General features: G+C 51.6%; 9 protein-coding genes. 3 read left to right on the top strand and 6 right to left on the bottom strand.

The genetic code is table 11. The features are described from left to right. Positions 1–14 precede the first annotated feature (14 nt). Positions 15–230 (bottom strand): hypothetical protein, encoded by a 216-nt coding sequence (locus tag ACSFXJ_RS05630; protein WP_435924230.1) that lies wholly within the window; start codon positions 228–230, stop codon positions 15–17. Between the two features lie 59 nt (positions 231–289). Next, entirely contained in the window at positions 290–2,011 is a 1,722-nt protein-coding gene (locus ACSFXJ_RS05625) for a VirD4-like conjugal transfer protein, CD1115 family (protein WP_435924229.1), read from the bottom strand. A gap of 507 nt (positions 2,012–2,518) precedes the next feature. On the opposite strand from ACSFXJ_RS05625, the gene ACSFXJ_RS05620 reads away from it, so the two are divergent. Then, the gene (locus ACSFXJ_RS05620; RefSeq protein WP_435924228.1) at positions 2,519–3,271 is read left to right on the top strand and encodes an exonuclease domain-containing protein; all 753 of its coding nucleotides are present in this window, start codon (positions 2,519–2,521) and stop codon (positions 3,269–3,271) included. A gap of 439 nt (positions 3,272–3,710) precedes the next feature. On the opposite strand, the gene ACSFXJ_RS05615 is transcribed toward ACSFXJ_RS05620, so the two are convergent. After that, complete coding sequence (locus tag ACSFXJ_RS05615) at positions 3,711–6,701, bottom strand: EAL domain-containing protein (RefSeq protein ID WP_435924227.1); 2,991 nt, start codon at positions 6,699–6,701, stop codon at positions 3,711–3,713. Between the two features lie 32 nt (positions 6,702–6,733). Continuing rightward, on the bottom strand, positions 6,734–7,987 hold the full coding sequence (locus ACSFXJ_RS05610; RefSeq protein WP_435924226.1) for a GGDEF domain-containing protein: 1,254 nt from the start codon (positions 7,985–7,987) through the stop codon (positions 6,734–6,736). A gap of 148 nt (positions 7,988–8,135) precedes the next feature. Here ACSFXJ_RS05610 and ACSFXJ_RS05605 point away from each other — a divergent pair, with 148 nt between their 5' ends. After that, positions 8,136–8,882, top strand: a complete 747-nt coding sequence (locus ACSFXJ_RS05605; protein ID WP_435925680.1) for a GTP pyrophosphokinase — start codon at positions 8,136–8,138, stop codon at positions 8,880–8,882. A 163-nt stretch (positions 8,883–9,045) separates the two neighbouring features. Next, positions 9,046–12,822 (top strand): alpha-L-arabinofuranosidase C-terminal domain-containing protein, encoded by a 3,777-nt coding sequence (locus ACSFXJ_RS05600; protein ID WP_435924225.1) that lies wholly within the window; start codon positions 9,046–9,048, stop codon positions 12,820–12,822. A 57-nt stretch (positions 12,823–12,879) separates the two neighbouring features. Here the strand turns inward: ACSFXJ_RS05600 and ACSFXJ_RS05595 are convergent, their stop codons facing one another. Beyond that, complete coding sequence (locus ACSFXJ_RS05595) at positions 12,880–13,812, bottom strand: NTTRR-F1 domain (protein ID WP_435924224.1); 933 nt, start codon at positions 13,810–13,812, stop codon at positions 12,880–12,882. A gap of 45 nt (positions 13,813–13,857) precedes the next feature. Further along, positions 13,858–14,811, bottom strand: a complete 954-nt coding sequence (locus tag ACSFXJ_RS05590; RefSeq protein ID WP_435924223.1) for an NTTRR-F1 domain — start codon at positions 14,809–14,811, stop codon at positions 13,858–13,860. Positions 14,812–14,816 lie beyond the last annotated feature (5 nt).

Below are 14,816 nucleotides of genomic sequence, written 5' to 3'. Positions count from 1 at the left end.
GCCGCCCCATGTAACTATGTCGCCGCTCCACCGGTTACCGAAGAGAATAGTGCGGCAGCTGTGATGATGAGTCCTCCGCCAACAATCTGCCATATTCCCGATTGCAGGGCAGGGCCATTTTTGTCCTTCAAGCCACCGGCCAAAACGACAACTCCCCATACGAGCCAAAGACCGCCGCCGATAATCGCAAATTTGGTGACCAAGCCCAATACTTGATTAAGTAAGTCCATGGATAATTACTCCCTTTCAACAATTTATGATTTGTATTTCAAACGCTTAAACACAGCGTTCAAACCCTGGTTGCAAACGATTGCGTAGCGGTAATTTCAAATTTCCCTTTTGCCCCGCTGTCCGCAAGATACCGAAATCTTTTATGCTTTTTCGTGTCATACTTTTGGCTTTTAAACGGAGGCAGCCCGGAAATCAGCACAATGCATTCATCCCTTCGCAAGCGCCCGATTTCGGAAGCATCGATAAGATCGCGTCCCATGACTTGATTGTTAAGACTGTAGCTGGCATTCTGCCCCTTGGTCTCGTTCACATTTTGATTGTCGATCGTCGTTTTGCCGATCATTTCGGATATGCTTTTCGTCGTTTTGGAAGATTTCCCTCCGAGAAACACGAGCGTATCGCAGCAATCGGTGATTGTATCGGCATCTTCTTTATAGATCGAAGTTAACTGAGATTGGGATTGCAGAATGATGGTCGCCGATATATTCCGGCTTCGGATCGTCGAAATCAGCTTTTCGAAATTCGGTATTTTTCCAATATTGGCGAACTCATCCAGCATGCAGCGCACGTGTACCGGCAGTTGACCTCCATAACGGTCGTCCGCCTTATCGCACAATAAGTTGAACATCTGGTAGAACATCATCGCTACGATGAAGCTGTATGTATTGTCGGTGTCGCTCATAATGACGAAGAAGGCGGTTTTGCGGTCGCCGATCTCATCGAGCATCAATTCATCGTAACTCATGATTTCCCGCAGCTCCTGGATATCAAAAGGAGCCAGTCTTGCGCCGCAGGAGATCAAAATGGATTTCATCGTTTTTCCGGCAGCCTGTTTGAATTTGTTGTATTGCCTTACCGGAAAACAGTCCGGCTTTCTTCGTTCCAATTCCGCGAACATGAGATCCATCGGGCTTTGATAGTCCTCATCATGTTCGCTGGCCCCGCTCATGTCCAGCATATCGACGAGCGCGGGAATGTTTCGTTCCTCCATAGGAGCCTCGTAATACAAATATCCGATGGCGGCGCTGTACCAGAGCTTTTCGGCCTTGACCCAAAAGTCCTCGCCGCTTTGCCTGCCTTCGCCTTTCGTATTTTCGATCAACACATTGACCAATTTCAAAATATCCTTCTCGTTGTTTATGTATGCAAGCGGGTTGTAATGCATGGACTTAGTAAAATTGATCGTGTTAAAGCTTCTGACTTCATATCCGTTCTCGATAAACAAATGGCCGGTGTCCGGCAGCAGCGTCCCTTTGGGATCCGTAATGACGTAAGAGCTGTGGAGCTGCATCAGGTTCGGCTTTATATGAGAAAAGGTTTTCCCCGATCCGCTGCCTCCGATGACCAGAACGTTCTTGTTTCGGTCGTGCTCGAATTTTTTGGCCGGTGTCATGCTGAGCTTTTCCGTCGCCGACAAAATCAGATTCTGATCCTCATCCTCCTTATTGATAAAAGGAGCGATGTCTCTCTTCGTTCCCCATTTGGCCGACCCGTGCTCGATTCCTCTCATATATTTTTTGGAGCCGATCACATTGTATAGGAATGCCAACCAAACCAGGATCGCACCGCATAGCCCCGCCAACAGGCTTACTTTGGTACCCCCGACTTTGAAGGGTTGATCCGCAACCGAGGATAAAATCCCGTCGGCTGCCGCATTAATATTCTCCAGAATGTTTCCTTCGAGCCCTTCGATCGTGAGCGCGACTCTATTAAACAAATAAAAAACAATCAGTGAAGCGACCGCATAAAAAAAGACCGCGGGTTTGATTGAAGTTTTCATTTCTCCCCCCCTCTTAGATGCAAACTCATTAAAAATACTAATCAAGCAGTGTTTTTTTGTCAAAACAGCTACTTTATTCCTACCGATGCATAAAAACCAAAACGCCCTCCGTTCCCAGGTGCTATCATTACCAATTATCTTATTCCAGTAATTCAAGGTAAATAGTTTAAAAGGAGGATAATTCCAAGGTAATATTTAGCAATAAAGGGACTTCAATATTAGAAAACGACGTATTTTTGAAGTACTAAAGTGGTTGGTTGCCAACTTGGAAAATTAGTCCTGTATGCCTAAACCATATTTATACATAAAAATTCAGAGATTTCCTGAGAATCCATATCGTTAAAGGGATTACATAGAATTTAATTAAAATTTTAAGGTATGAATCCGGATCACCGCCGCTCATTCCTGATATCTGTAAATTAATATTCGATACACATTCCCCTTCCCCCAATCCTCCGCAAATCTGGTAAAATAGTCATACAGCAACTTTCGAGAGGGGAACAGATCATGGCAACATACATCATTTTCGATCTGGAGTTTATGGTAGTACGGAAACAGCACCATCTGGCGGATATTATTGAAATCGGGGCGGTGAAAATGGTAGCTCCCGGGGAGCGTGCCACTGAGGGTGGCGATGACGACGGGCGGGTAGCTGATGGTGGCGTGGCCGGTGTCTGTCGAGAGGCCGAAGGTACGCCGCTGGCTCCCGTTTTGGTGGACAAGTTCCACACTTACGTTAGGCCGTCCAGGAATCATAAGCTCACTCCGGATACGACGACGTTTACGGGAGTGACTCAGGAGCAGGTGGAGCGGGCTCCGGCTTTTCCGGAGGCGTTGAAATCGTTTGTGGAGTGGATTGGGGAAGAGCCTTACTATTTGATCGCGTGGGGACCGGATGACAAATTCCAGTTCATGCAGCAATGCCATTACCATGAGTTGGCCCTGGATTGGCTGCTTAATTACAACGATTTGCAGCTCGCCTTTTCCCGTTTGAACGGCATGGACCACGGGCGGCGCTTCGGCCTGAAAAAGGCGCTGGAAATGCTGGAATTTCCGTTTGACGGTCAGCCGCACCGCGCCTTGGATGATGCTTTCAACACCGGAAAAATCTTCACGGTCGTTTACCCGAAGATGAACCTGGCAACCAACAACGCGGCAGAGGAGCAGTTGACCAGCTCGGAATTGGTCTATTCCAGCGGAGACGACGAAAAAAACCTGCCCTTTGGCGATTTGGCCAAAAGACTCGGAATGGCGCATTGATGCGCCATTCTTTTTTTGGCTTTGCGAGCCGGCTAACGAAACTGGATCATCTTATTTTGGCTAAATTAGCGGTTTTGATTTTCTAACGAAACTGGATAACGTTATTTGCCTTAAAAAGGCGGTTGAGAAGCCGAGTTAGGTCAAATAGCGATATGACGTTTCGTTAGTTATTATTTCCCGCCAAAATGAGCCCAGTAAGAATATGTAGTTTCCTTAGGGTCGAGCATGGGCTTCGGCCTCTGTTTCGCGGGGTCGGTAGCCGTGTACACATGCGAAAATTCACAGTATTCAAAAAAACTGCGAGAAAACGGCGGCTTCAGGACCTCAACACTCACCGCTTGAAGCATCTTGGGATCACGCGCTTGGGTCGCACCTATGAGCGTCTCTAATCTCCGTGATTCTCCGTGAATCTCCCTAAATCTTCGCTTTAACCATGACATCACCGAATTTCCCCGCTGTGCCTACCCCCGCTCTCCAAAAATCCCTCCAGTTCCTTTACGGGCAGCGGCTTGCTGATGTAATAACCTTGGATGTAGTCCGCCCCCAGCTCGCTCAACATTTCCATCTGCTCGAGCGTCTCCACGCCTTCGGCGACGACCTTCATCGACATGATCTGGGACAGTTTGATGATCGCGTGCACAATCGCTTTGTCCTCACCGCTTTCGGTCATATCTTTAATGAAGGTCTTATCGATTTTGAGCTCGCTGATCGGAAAGCTTTTGAGCATCGACAAGGACGAATAGCCCGTACCGAAATCATCGACCGAAACGGAAACCCCTAGCCGGATCAACTCATTTACAATTTTCATGCTGTACCCGATGTCTTTGAGCATCATGCTTTCGGTAATTTCCAGGCAGAGGTGGTCCGGCCGGCAGCCCGTCTCCGCCAAAACCTTCCTTACCGTGCCCACAAAATCGGGATGATTCAACTGCCTTGCCGAAATATTGACCGATACTTTCAGCGGGGAATGCCTTTGGCCGGACCGGTAACTGCTGAGCAAGCAGGCCTCCCTCATCACCCATTCGCCGATCGGAATGATCAGTCCCGTGCTTTCGGCAATCGGGATGAACACGTCCGGACTTACAAGCCCGTACTTGGGAGAATTCCAGCGTAAAAGGGCTTCCGCCCCGTAAATCATTTTGCGCTCCAAATCATACTGAGGCTGATAGAAAACGGCAAGCTCCTTGCGGGAGAGCGCCTTTCGCAATTGAATTTCCATATCCAGCTGGTGGGTGCGGAACGCGCTCGCGCCCGGAGAATAAATCCGGCAGGTCCCCCCTGTTTCTTTCGCCTGGTGCATGGCGAGGTTGGCGTTCCTGCTGAGCGTAACCGTATCTGTTCCGTGCTCCGGATACAAGGCAATTCCGATGCTGCACGATATGTAGTATTCTCTGCCTTCTTCATAGAACGGCTCGCTGAGTTTGAACAGGATCCGACCGGCGGTTTCCAGCACTTCTTCCTTATCCCGCACATTCGGCATCACGATTTCGAACTCGTCTCCGCCGAGCCGGGCTACCAAATCGCCGGATTTCACCAACGATTTAATCGTGTATGCCGCATGCCGCAGCACAAGATCGCCGGACTGATTGCCGTAGCTGTCGTTGATGAGCTTGAAGCGGTCCAAATCAAGAAGCAGAACGGCAAGCTTGTTGTTATGCTTTGCTGCGTCCACGAGCAGATCCGCATACTGCTCCTCGAACGAATTCCGGTTGGCCAATCCGGTCAATGTATCGTTGTAAGCCAGCTGGCGAATTCGGTTTTCGGCTTGCATTCTATCGGAAATATCCTTCACCGAGCCGACGACGCGAATCATTTTTCCTGAATCGTCATATTGGGAATACCCGTTGATTTTAAGCCAGACATAGGAACCGTTCGCATGGCGGCAGCGGCATTCCACCTCGAAATTCGGCTTATCCTCGTTGAGGCGATTCAGAAACCGGCTGCGTGCCTCCGCAAGATCATCGGGGTGCAGAAGCAGAGAAACCGTATCAAGCGCCGTGGGGAAATTTTCCTTGGAATAACCGAGCAATTTGAAAATTCCGCCCTTGCAAATCACTTCCCCCTCTTTTACATCCACTTCCCATATTCCGTCATGCGTCAGATTCGATATAATCTCAAGCTGCTCGGAGTAAGATTGGAGCTCGGAATAAACTTCTTCCCGCAATAAAGCCGAGGCGAAAAAATTCGCCAGCTGAAACGTCGTATTAAAAGGCTTTAACTCCAGCGACAAATCCCCCAGCCCAACCAGGGCCATCACTCCGAGCACCTGCTCCTCCAAAGCAATCGGAACGATGATTGCGGCATTGTCATCCCCCATAAATTCCGGGTCATCCCATAACGCCCGGGGCGGGAAAAAAGGAGCCTGTACCGGATCCATGTTTTGTTTCCGCTTTTCCGAGGGGAAAGCCTCCAAGTCGAAACGGTACACCTGATAGGCGTCCTTGATTTTCGGATGATTCAGGCCGACGACGCCCCGGCGAAAAGGCGTGTGCAAGAGCCAGTTCATTTCTTTGGTTTCGTTATTTTTATAAGTTTGCATCAAAACGCCAAGATTGAAATTCCGGGACATCATATTCCCCAAATACTGTATCGTCTCGGTCGGATCCACGACATTATACTCCACCGTTTCCGACCGGCAGCCGCAGCTGTTCCGAATCACGGGATTCACAGGCAGCTTGACCGGCTCTTTTTTCTGGCGGCCGTTTTCGAAAATATCGATCAGCAGTTCAACCGCCCGATTTCCAAGCTCGTTTACGGGCAACCTGAAGGTGGAAAGGGCCGGATGAATCGATTGGGCCGCCGGCACATCATCGATCCCGAACACAGCCACATCTTCCGGTACCCGAACATGGTGCGTCTTGAATTCATGAATCAATTCAACCGCCAGCAAATCATTGACTGTGATCACGGCGGAATAAGGAAGCCCATCGTTCAACATGGACGCTGCGATCTCAGGGATACTCATCCGCATGGAATCAAAATAACCCTTAGGGTCAAACACGAGCCCCTCATTTTGAAGCGCTTCCATATATCCGTGGTACCGTTCCTGCGCATCGTAAAACAGGGTATCTCCAATATAGGCGATCCGCGTATGCCCGTGTCCGGCCAAATGCTTCACGGCTTTGTCCAGCATCCCCTTATTATCGATCGAAATCGTGCAATCGACGTCGAGCAGCGTATTAATGCCTACCACGGGCTTACCCTGTTTGCGCAAAGCCTGGACATAGTCGTTATCGACCGCATCCATAATGACGATCCACCCGTCCACATAGCCTGCGGCGTACAGCTGATCATAATAACGGGCCGACGTTCCGATGACCGCAACGCGGGCGCCGTATTCTTTTGCCTTTTGAGTCACGCTCTTCAGTATATTTCCGAAATAAAAGCCGTCCAGAACAGAGGTTAAAACACCGATGATTTTCTCCGACATCGTTCTCACCCGCTTGTTATTTTTTCTACAGATTATTTGCTGACGCAGTTCCTTCCCTTTTTCTTCGCGCGGTACAACGCCGTATCCGCGGATTTCATGACCGTGTCCGGCGTTTTGTTTTTGTCGCTTTTTTGGGAGACCCCAATGCTTACGGTTATGTAGATTTGTTTCGGTTTTCCGCCTTTCGAACCCCGGCTCCGGGCTCCGCGCTTGGAGGAATTGCCCTTCTTCCTGCCCGGCCGGCGCAGCGTGAAAGCCCTTTTGGATATTCTTTCTCTCAGCTCCTCCAGATGGGGCAGCACTTCGGCGATGCTTTTTCCCGGAAAAAGAATGGTGAATTCCTCGCCCCCGTACCGGTAAGGCTTACCGCCCCCCGTCACGCCCCGCATCTCGGAAGCGACCAGCTTCAACACCTCGTCGCCCGTATCATGGCCGTAAGTATCGTTGAATTTCTTGAAATGATCGACGTCGAGCATCGCCATCGCGTAATTGATGCCCAGCTTCAGCATGTCCTGTTTGAGCGCTCTTCTTGAGGGCAAGCCGGTCAGTTCGTCCGTAAAAGCCATCGAGTACGAATCCTGGATGATCGATGTGACCAAAACGATGCCGGAAGCCGCAAACAAAATCGGAACGAGCGCGGTTTCGGGAAGGCCTGCGTCCGCATGCATATGCAGAGCGACAAACATTCCGCAAAGAACGCCGATATGGGAAATATCCTGCGAGGACCGCGACGAAATCTGCTTCAAAATCAAAATGACGAGCGCAGCCGCGAACAGAATCAACGGCCCTTGCGGAATCGGGGTCACCGATTGAAGGTCAACGGGCGCAATCGGGTTTTGCAGCAGGCGAATCAGCTCTTGTTGCCCGGAATCCATGATCCAAAAAACGAACAATGCTTGGCCCGCGACGACAGCCATTCGAATACCGCCCCATAAACTAACAATACCCCTTTCCTTAAAAAAAGAAAAAAGCGCGATATTGGCGGGGATCATGAAGCAAACCATCGCATAAATATCGGTGTCCCGAACCGGCTTGTCGATCAGCTTCGGCAGATGGTCCATGGCGGCCAGACAGAACGCGAGAATGACGGTTATAAAGAAGTCCCTGCTCCGGTTGAATTTCCAGGAAATGATCGCGCCGACCGCAAATACCGCATAAGGCGCAACCCGGATAAATTCCAGTTGGGGCTTGGTCATGCCGCCCGTTTTTGTATACAAATAATAGGCCAGGCCCATAATCAGAAAAGGGAGCAGGTTTTTCAGGACCGTTCTGAATGTTGTCTTCAAGTTGCGTATATTCCCTCCATTCTATTCTATTATCGGCTGCCGGCCCCCCATAACTTATACTTTGTTCGGCAACTGCGTTATAATGATAGTACGAAAGTTATTAAAGAGCTCAACTATCTTGATTTACAAAGGACGGTTCGAACCTGCGATGAACATACTGGAAAACCCGATAGAACAGATGAAAACGATCCAAAAAAACTTGACCCGATTCATCATGATGTATAAATTTGCGCTGAAAGAAGTAGAAACGAAAATCGGCATTTTGCAGGAAGAGTTTCAGATGCTGCATGAATACAATCCGATTGAACATACCAAATCGAGAATCAAGTCCCCGGAAAGCATCATGAAAAAACTGATCCGCAAAGGCGGGGCCGAGTCCTTTTCGGACATTAAAACGATCATTCGCGACATTGCGGGCATTCGCATTACCTGCTCGTTCCTGTCGGACATCTACAAGATCAGCCAGATGCTGCAAAATCAGAAGGACCTTAACATCCTCGAGGTCAAGGATTATATCAAAGATCCGAAGCCGAACGGATACCGAAGCCTGCACCTGCTCGTAGAGGTGCCCGTATTTATGTCGGACCGCGAGGAGCTTGTGTGCGTCGAGATTCAGATCCGCACGATCGCCATGGACTTCTGGGCAAGCCTGGAGCACAAAATCTTTTATAAATATTTGGAATCCGTACCGCCCCACCTGCTGGAAGAACTGAAAAACGCGGCGGATACCTCCTATGAGCTGGACCTGAAAATGGAGCGGCTGCACAATGAGATGAATGAGATCAAACAATCCAAACCGTCCGGACTCGCCGAAGAATTTCAATGGCTGATCGAAAAACGCCAGCTCAACGTTCCGGAAAATATATTGAGTCTATTGTCCGGGGAAGAAGAATAATATATTTGTAACACCGTCCTGCGTCGAGAACGCAGGGCGGTGTTTTTTTTGCGCTGTTTGCCTCTATTTCGCCAACCTCTTTTCCGTCCATCCTTTCTTGTGCTATTATGTTTTATATATTTATAAATTAATTTATATTTTTCTAAAGGAGGCTGTGCTCCCGATGGCACAAAACCAGTCAACAACCCCATCGAACGGCAACTTGATAGCGCTATATAAATTTGATGATCCGAACCATGTCGGCCGGGACAGCTCAGGAAACGGCCATGACGGGAACGCATCCGGCAAGGTACCCCCCGCCGTTTCGCAAGTTGCCGGAAAAACGGCGGTCACCTTGACCGGCGGGCCGAACGGGACTTCATATCTCCGTCTGCCGTCCGATGTTTTGAATGAGATTAGCGATCATGGCGGCATAACGGTTGCGACCTGGGTTTATTTCGATAAAGCCAACAGCGTGTGGGAACGGATATGCGATTTCGGGAAAGGGCCTGCCGGCCCGTTTATGTTCTGGACCCGGAATTTGCGGGCAAGCTGCATGGTGAATGAAGAATTGACGGTAGATCCCGGAAAGACGCTTCCGGCCGGGGAATGGATGCATATCGCCTTGTCGATCGCGGGCACCCGGGGCGGAACGCTGAGCAGCGCGGGCCCGGTCTTGTACGTCAACGGGGAGGTTGCGGCGGACGGCTCGATCAGCCAGACGTCCAGCGGAACCTACGCCAAGCTGCGCGCCTGGTTCGATACGTTCAACGACCATGCCAATTACGCCAACAACTGGATCGGACGCTCCCAATTCGAGGCGGACGCCGATTTTGCCGGATCGCTTTCCGATTTCCGCATCTACAAAGATGCGCTGACGCAGGACGAAATCATCGAGATGATGTGCGAATCATTGACCGACGACGAGATCGTGGAGCTGGCGAAAAACAAATATCTTTCCATCCCGTCCGCGATTGTCACGAAGGACCTTGAGCTGCCGGTTTCCCTGATGGGGGGCAAAGTAACGGTCACCTGGAGTTCAAGCGACAGCGAGGCCATTTCGGACAGCGGCGTCGTAAATCCGGATCTCAAGACGCCGAAAGGCGTAACGATCACCGCTTCGCTCCGCAAAGGCTTTTACAGCGCGGATAAATCGTTTCCGATCTCCGTTCTGCCGAAGGAGCTGCCGCCATATTCGATTACGGTGGACGGAAGCCGGGACGTGCTGGATGTCAGCGACATGCTGTACGGCCTGTTCTATGAAGACATCAACAATGCGGCCGACGGCGGAATATACGCGGAGCTGGTGCAAAACCGTTCGTTCGAAGCGTTCAGCTTCGACAGCTACTCCCATGTTTGCGGCGAATGCGGCATTTCCACGGGACGCAACTACGATTCGCTTCATGCCTGGTATGGCGATCTCGACCGCGTCACGGTACGGGATCGAGGCGGCCTGAACGAACATTTCGGCATCGCGGACCGGGACGTCAACTCGCATTATGTGACGGTCCAAAGCGGCGCTAAATTATACAACCGCGGCTTTGCCGATTCCAACGGCTATTGCTCGATGTTCATCCGCAGCGGAGCCAAGTATGATTTCACCGTTTGGGCCAAAGCCGGGAACGCCGGAACTATCGCCCTTCAGCTGCTTGATGAGGATGGCGGCGCCATCAGCGACCGGGTAACCGTTCCGGTGGAAGGGGACGACACTTGGCGGAAGTACGGTGTCGGTACGAAAATCGTATTGACCGGATCCGCAACGGCAAAGGGACAACTGGCACTCTCTTTTGAAGGGGACGGGGAAATCTCAATCGATATGGTCTCTCTGGTTCCTCAGGATGTATGGGGCGCGGGAGAAGAACCGCGTTCGAAAACCGCCCACGCCAATTACGGCGGCAACCCGAACTATCGATTGCGCAAGGACCTGGTAAACGCGCTCATCGATCTGCATCCGAAATTTCTCCGGTTCCCGGGCGGCTGTATTTCGGAGGGCTCGCATATTTGGGAGAACGTTTATGATTGGAAAGAATCGGTACGCGACATCGAAGTGCGCAAGGAGAACTACAACGTTTGGGGGTACATGATGACGATGGGCCTCGGTTATATGGAATATTTCCAGCTGGCCGAAGACCTGGGCGCGTCTCCGCTCCCGGTCATGGCCTGCGGCGTGCTTTGCCAGGCCCGCTCCGATTATGCCAATCCGGCCGGCGGCGAGCTCCGGGATTATTACATCAAGAACTTCACCGATCTGATCGATTTTGCGATCAGTACCGATACGGAAAACAACGAATGGGCCGCGCTTCGCGCGAAAATGGGCCATCCCGGGCCGTTCGATCTCCACTATCTCGGGGTCGGCAACGAAAACTGGGGCATTGAATTTTTCGCTAACTTTGAAGTTTTCAAAGCCGCCATCGACGAGCACATGGACAAATACTATCCGGGATATGAACTCCATATCATTTCCACGGTCGGCGCCCAGGCCGATGACGATGCTTACCAGGAAGGCTGGAAATTCCTTAGCGGCAACCTGGAAGGCTCCGAAGTCGTCCGCTTCACCGACGGCAAAACGAGCATGGAAGAAACGGTGACCTGGTACGGCAAGCAGCCGAATTACATGGATACGATCGCGGACGAGCATTACTATCGTTCCAACGAGTATTTGCTGAATAACTGCGACCGCTACAACTACTATTACAGAGCCTATAACGAAGACGGCAGCCTGAATGAAGCGCAGACGTCCAAGGTGTTCGTCGGCGAATACGCGTCTACCGACAAGAATACGCTGGCAGGGGCCATCGCCGAGGCCGCGATCATGACTCACTTCGAAAACAGCTCCGACGTCGTCCGTCTGGCCGCCACCGCTCCGCTGTTCAACAAAGTGCTGACCGACGGGACGTACCGCTGGACGCCGGACTGCATCTGGTTCGACGACGAAACCGTATGGTTTACGCCGAATTATTATGTACAGCAGCTGTACGCCAAGTACATCGGCACTAAGGTGCTTGGAACGTCCTTCAAAACCTACGAAGGCGGCGAGCAGGTTTCGCTCGTTCCGCGCGGCGGCATCGAGATCGCAACCGGGGACGCGGATATTGCAGTGAAAAGCGTCACGGTTACTTCAAACTTGGACGGACGCGTCCTGTTTGCCCAAGACTTCAGGGAACCGCTGCGGCCGGAGTGGCAGGTCATTCCGGGCTCGTCGGGTTACTCGCTCGATCCTGAACGCGGTCTGGTGTTAAAAGCGCAGGACGGCGGACGCAACGGGCTGTACATTATGAACGACGGCTGGACGAATTACCGGGTGGACGTCGTCGCGACGAAGCTCGCCGGCGTGGAAGGATTTTATGTCGGTGCGGGCCTGCGGGATATTCGATCCGAATCCAAGGATGTGATCGAATACGCCATCGGCTACGGCGGTAACGCCACCGGTTTGAAGGTGTTCAAACGCGGCGTCGAAGCCTATACGCTCGGCGATTATTCCTCCAGCACGGCGGCCGGCAATCTGCGTTCTTGCGTGTACGAGCCGATTGCCGAAGGAACGGAATATACGATCACCGTTAATTACGGCGGAGGGCGAGGCGATCGGCTGACCTGTTCCTACACGGACGGCAGCGGCTTCGCCAGCAAAGTGCTGGAAGGCAAGCTGGAGGCCTACAACCGGGAAATCTTTCATTCGGTCACCAAAGACGACCGTCATGTGTACATCAAACTGGTCAATGCCGATCCGATCGGCAAATTGACCGAGCTGCATTTGAACGGTTTGAACGTCGGCGCGGACGGCAAATGGATCATGCTTACGGGTGACGACGCCCTGCTCCATATTCCGAACGTTAACCGGAAAAACGACGAGCCGATCCGTCCAAGCGAAGCTTCGATTACGCTGAACGGTTCCGCGGGCAAATCGGCAACGATCACGCTGCCGGCCAATTCGGTGAACGTGCTGGTGTTTGATTTGGTATAGATTAAAAAAAGGCATTCCGTTTCTTATCGGAATGCCTTTTTTAGCATAACCTTGCATTCAAGCTCCCGGAGGGTAAACGATCGCGTGAATCGCTCTTGCTCCTGCGGATGCGCTCGATCCGGGCGTACCTTCCACGGATGCGGCGACAGTATAGGTATATGTCCCCGGATTGGGGACCACGTCGATGAAGGTAAGATTGGGATAAATGGTATTGTTCAGATTAGCTACCGGACCGGAGAAAACGTCCACCAGACCGAACAATTCTTCCGAACTCAGGCGAAACAACGTCTGGTTACCTCTTCTCAACGTATAGTTGACAGCTATGCTAAAATTGGTTCCGGGAGCGGGTCTTAAACTCGTTTCGATAAAGGCATCGATTTTTACTCTTTGGTTCGGCTGCGTCGTTGTCACGTTCAGCGTAAGAAGATTGGTTGAGAACATAAAGGGCAACTGAACGACGGTCGCGGATTGCTGATCCGAAGTCGGTACGTCGGGAAACAGAACGGGGATTGCTCCGGACGCATCCGTAATCACCTGATTCAGCACGATTTGATCCAATAATATCGCAGCCGTTCCGGTTGCCGCCAGGCGGACGACGGCCAGTTGGGCACGGACGGTGCCGGTCGGTGCCGGCAAGGCGATTCCGTAAACCGTCTGATACACCTGTACCGCCGCATCAGGTAACCGGATGCTTTCGAGAAGACCGTAACCGAGCAACGTGTTGGCTGCGTTAAAATAAGCGATACTAACACTCACGAGCGGCGTCGTCCCGACGGTGTCTCTTGTCATCGAGAGCATGAGTTCGAACGTATCGCCGGGATTCGCCTGCACCGATTGAATCAAGGACGAATTCAAGCCTCCCCCTTTCAACAGCGCGGCCGCGAAGCCTTCGTTCGCCGGATCATTGACAATCGTCACATCCTGCGAATTCCAGCCGAACAGCCCTAACTCGAATCCGCCATTGGCGATCCTGTTTTGAATGACGGCCATATCTTTGCCTCCTTCTTGTTTGTATGAACTCAAGAATAACGGGTCTTATGCGCAAGTGCACCCGGCTCCGGGCGGGAAGACCGTCGCATTGATCGCTCTCGTCCGGATGATGACCTCATCGCCGATTGCAACGCTTGGACTGACAGCTCCTTCGATCGTATAGGCGTGAGTTCCCGAGTTGGGGACAACATCAATAATCGTCATATTCGGATAAATCGAATGATCCAACTGGACTGCGAATCCCGGCGTATTGCCAACCGTTAAAAGTTCGCCGGGCGTGATCGATAACACCGTTTGCCCATCCCTCTTTAAGGTATAAGTGACGCCCAAAACAACGGTATTTGATGTTCCCGAAAAAAACTCCGTTTCGATAAAAGCATCGATTAAAACTCTTTGGTTCGGCTGCGTCGTTGTTACATCCAGCGAAAGAAGGGTTCTTATCTCCGGGAAATGAGGCATAAAAAAAATGGAATCGGTTTGCTGAGACGCGGTCGGGACATTCGGAAACAAGATGGGAACCGCCCCGGACGCATCCGTAATCACCTGCTTCAGCACAATTTGATCCACGAAGACCCCGGCCGTACCGGTCGCCGCCAGGCGGGTAACGGCCAACTGGGCGCGAACGGTGCCGGCCGGCGCAGGCGAAGCGACTCCGTCTATCAGCTGGTACACCCTCACCGCCGCATCCGGCACCCGAACATTATCTATCAGCCCGTAACCCAGAAAAGCACTTGAGGCGCTGAAATAGGCGATGCTTACGCTTACGGTCGGCGTCGTCCCCGCTGCGTCTCTCGCCATGGAAAGCATCAGTTCAAATGTGTCGCCGGGACTCGCCTGTACCGATTGAATCAGAAATGAATTCAACGCTCCCCCTTGCAAAAGCGCTGCCGAAAAGCCTTCGTTTGCAGGCGTTTGGACCACGGTTACGTTTTGCGAGATCCAGCTTGATAGCCCCGCCTCGAACCCGCCGTTGACAATCTTGTTCTGAATGACAGCCATGCTCA

This window comes from Paenibacillus salivarius, assembly GCF_051307165.1.
In the GTDB taxonomy this organism is placed as follows: domain Bacteria; phylum Bacillota; class Bacilli; order Paenibacillales; family Paenibacillaceae; genus Fontibacillus.
The sequence above is the reverse complement of the archived record's forward strand: the minus strand, read 5'-3'. Positions and strand labels throughout refer to the sequence as shown.

Bases quoted from the DNA above. Each gene is read 5' to 3' on its own strand.
- ACSFXJ_RS05630 (WP_435924230.1), bottom strand. From the start codon at position 230: ATGGACTTACTTAATCAAGTATTGGGCTTGGTCACCAAATTTGCGATT.
- ACSFXJ_RS05625 (WP_435924229.1), bottom strand. From the start codon at position 2,011: ATGAAAACTTCAATCAAACCCGCGGTCTTTTTTTATGCGGTCGCTTCA.
- ACSFXJ_RS05620 (WP_435924228.1), top strand. From the start codon at position 2,519: ATGGCAACATACATCATTTTCGATCTGGAGTTTATGGTAGTACGGAAA.
- ACSFXJ_RS05615 (WP_435924227.1), bottom strand. From the start codon at position 6,701: ATGTCGGAGAAAATCATCGGTGTTTTAACCTCTGTTCTGGACGGCTTT.
- ACSFXJ_RS05605 (WP_435925680.1), top strand. From the start codon at position 8,136: ATGAACATACTGGAAAACCCGATAGAACAGATGAAAACGATCCAAAAA.
- ACSFXJ_RS05600 (WP_435924225.1), top strand. From the start codon at position 9,046: ATGGCACAAAACCAGTCAACAACCCCATCGAACGGCAACTTGATAGCG.
- ACSFXJ_RS05595 (WP_435924224.1), bottom strand. From the start codon at position 13,812: ATGGCCGTCATTCAAAACAGGATCGCCAATGGCGGATTCGAGTTAGGG.
- ACSFXJ_RS05590 (WP_435924223.1), bottom strand. From the start codon at position 14,811: ATGGCTGTCATTCAGAACAAGATTGTCAACGGCGGGTTCGAGGCGGGG.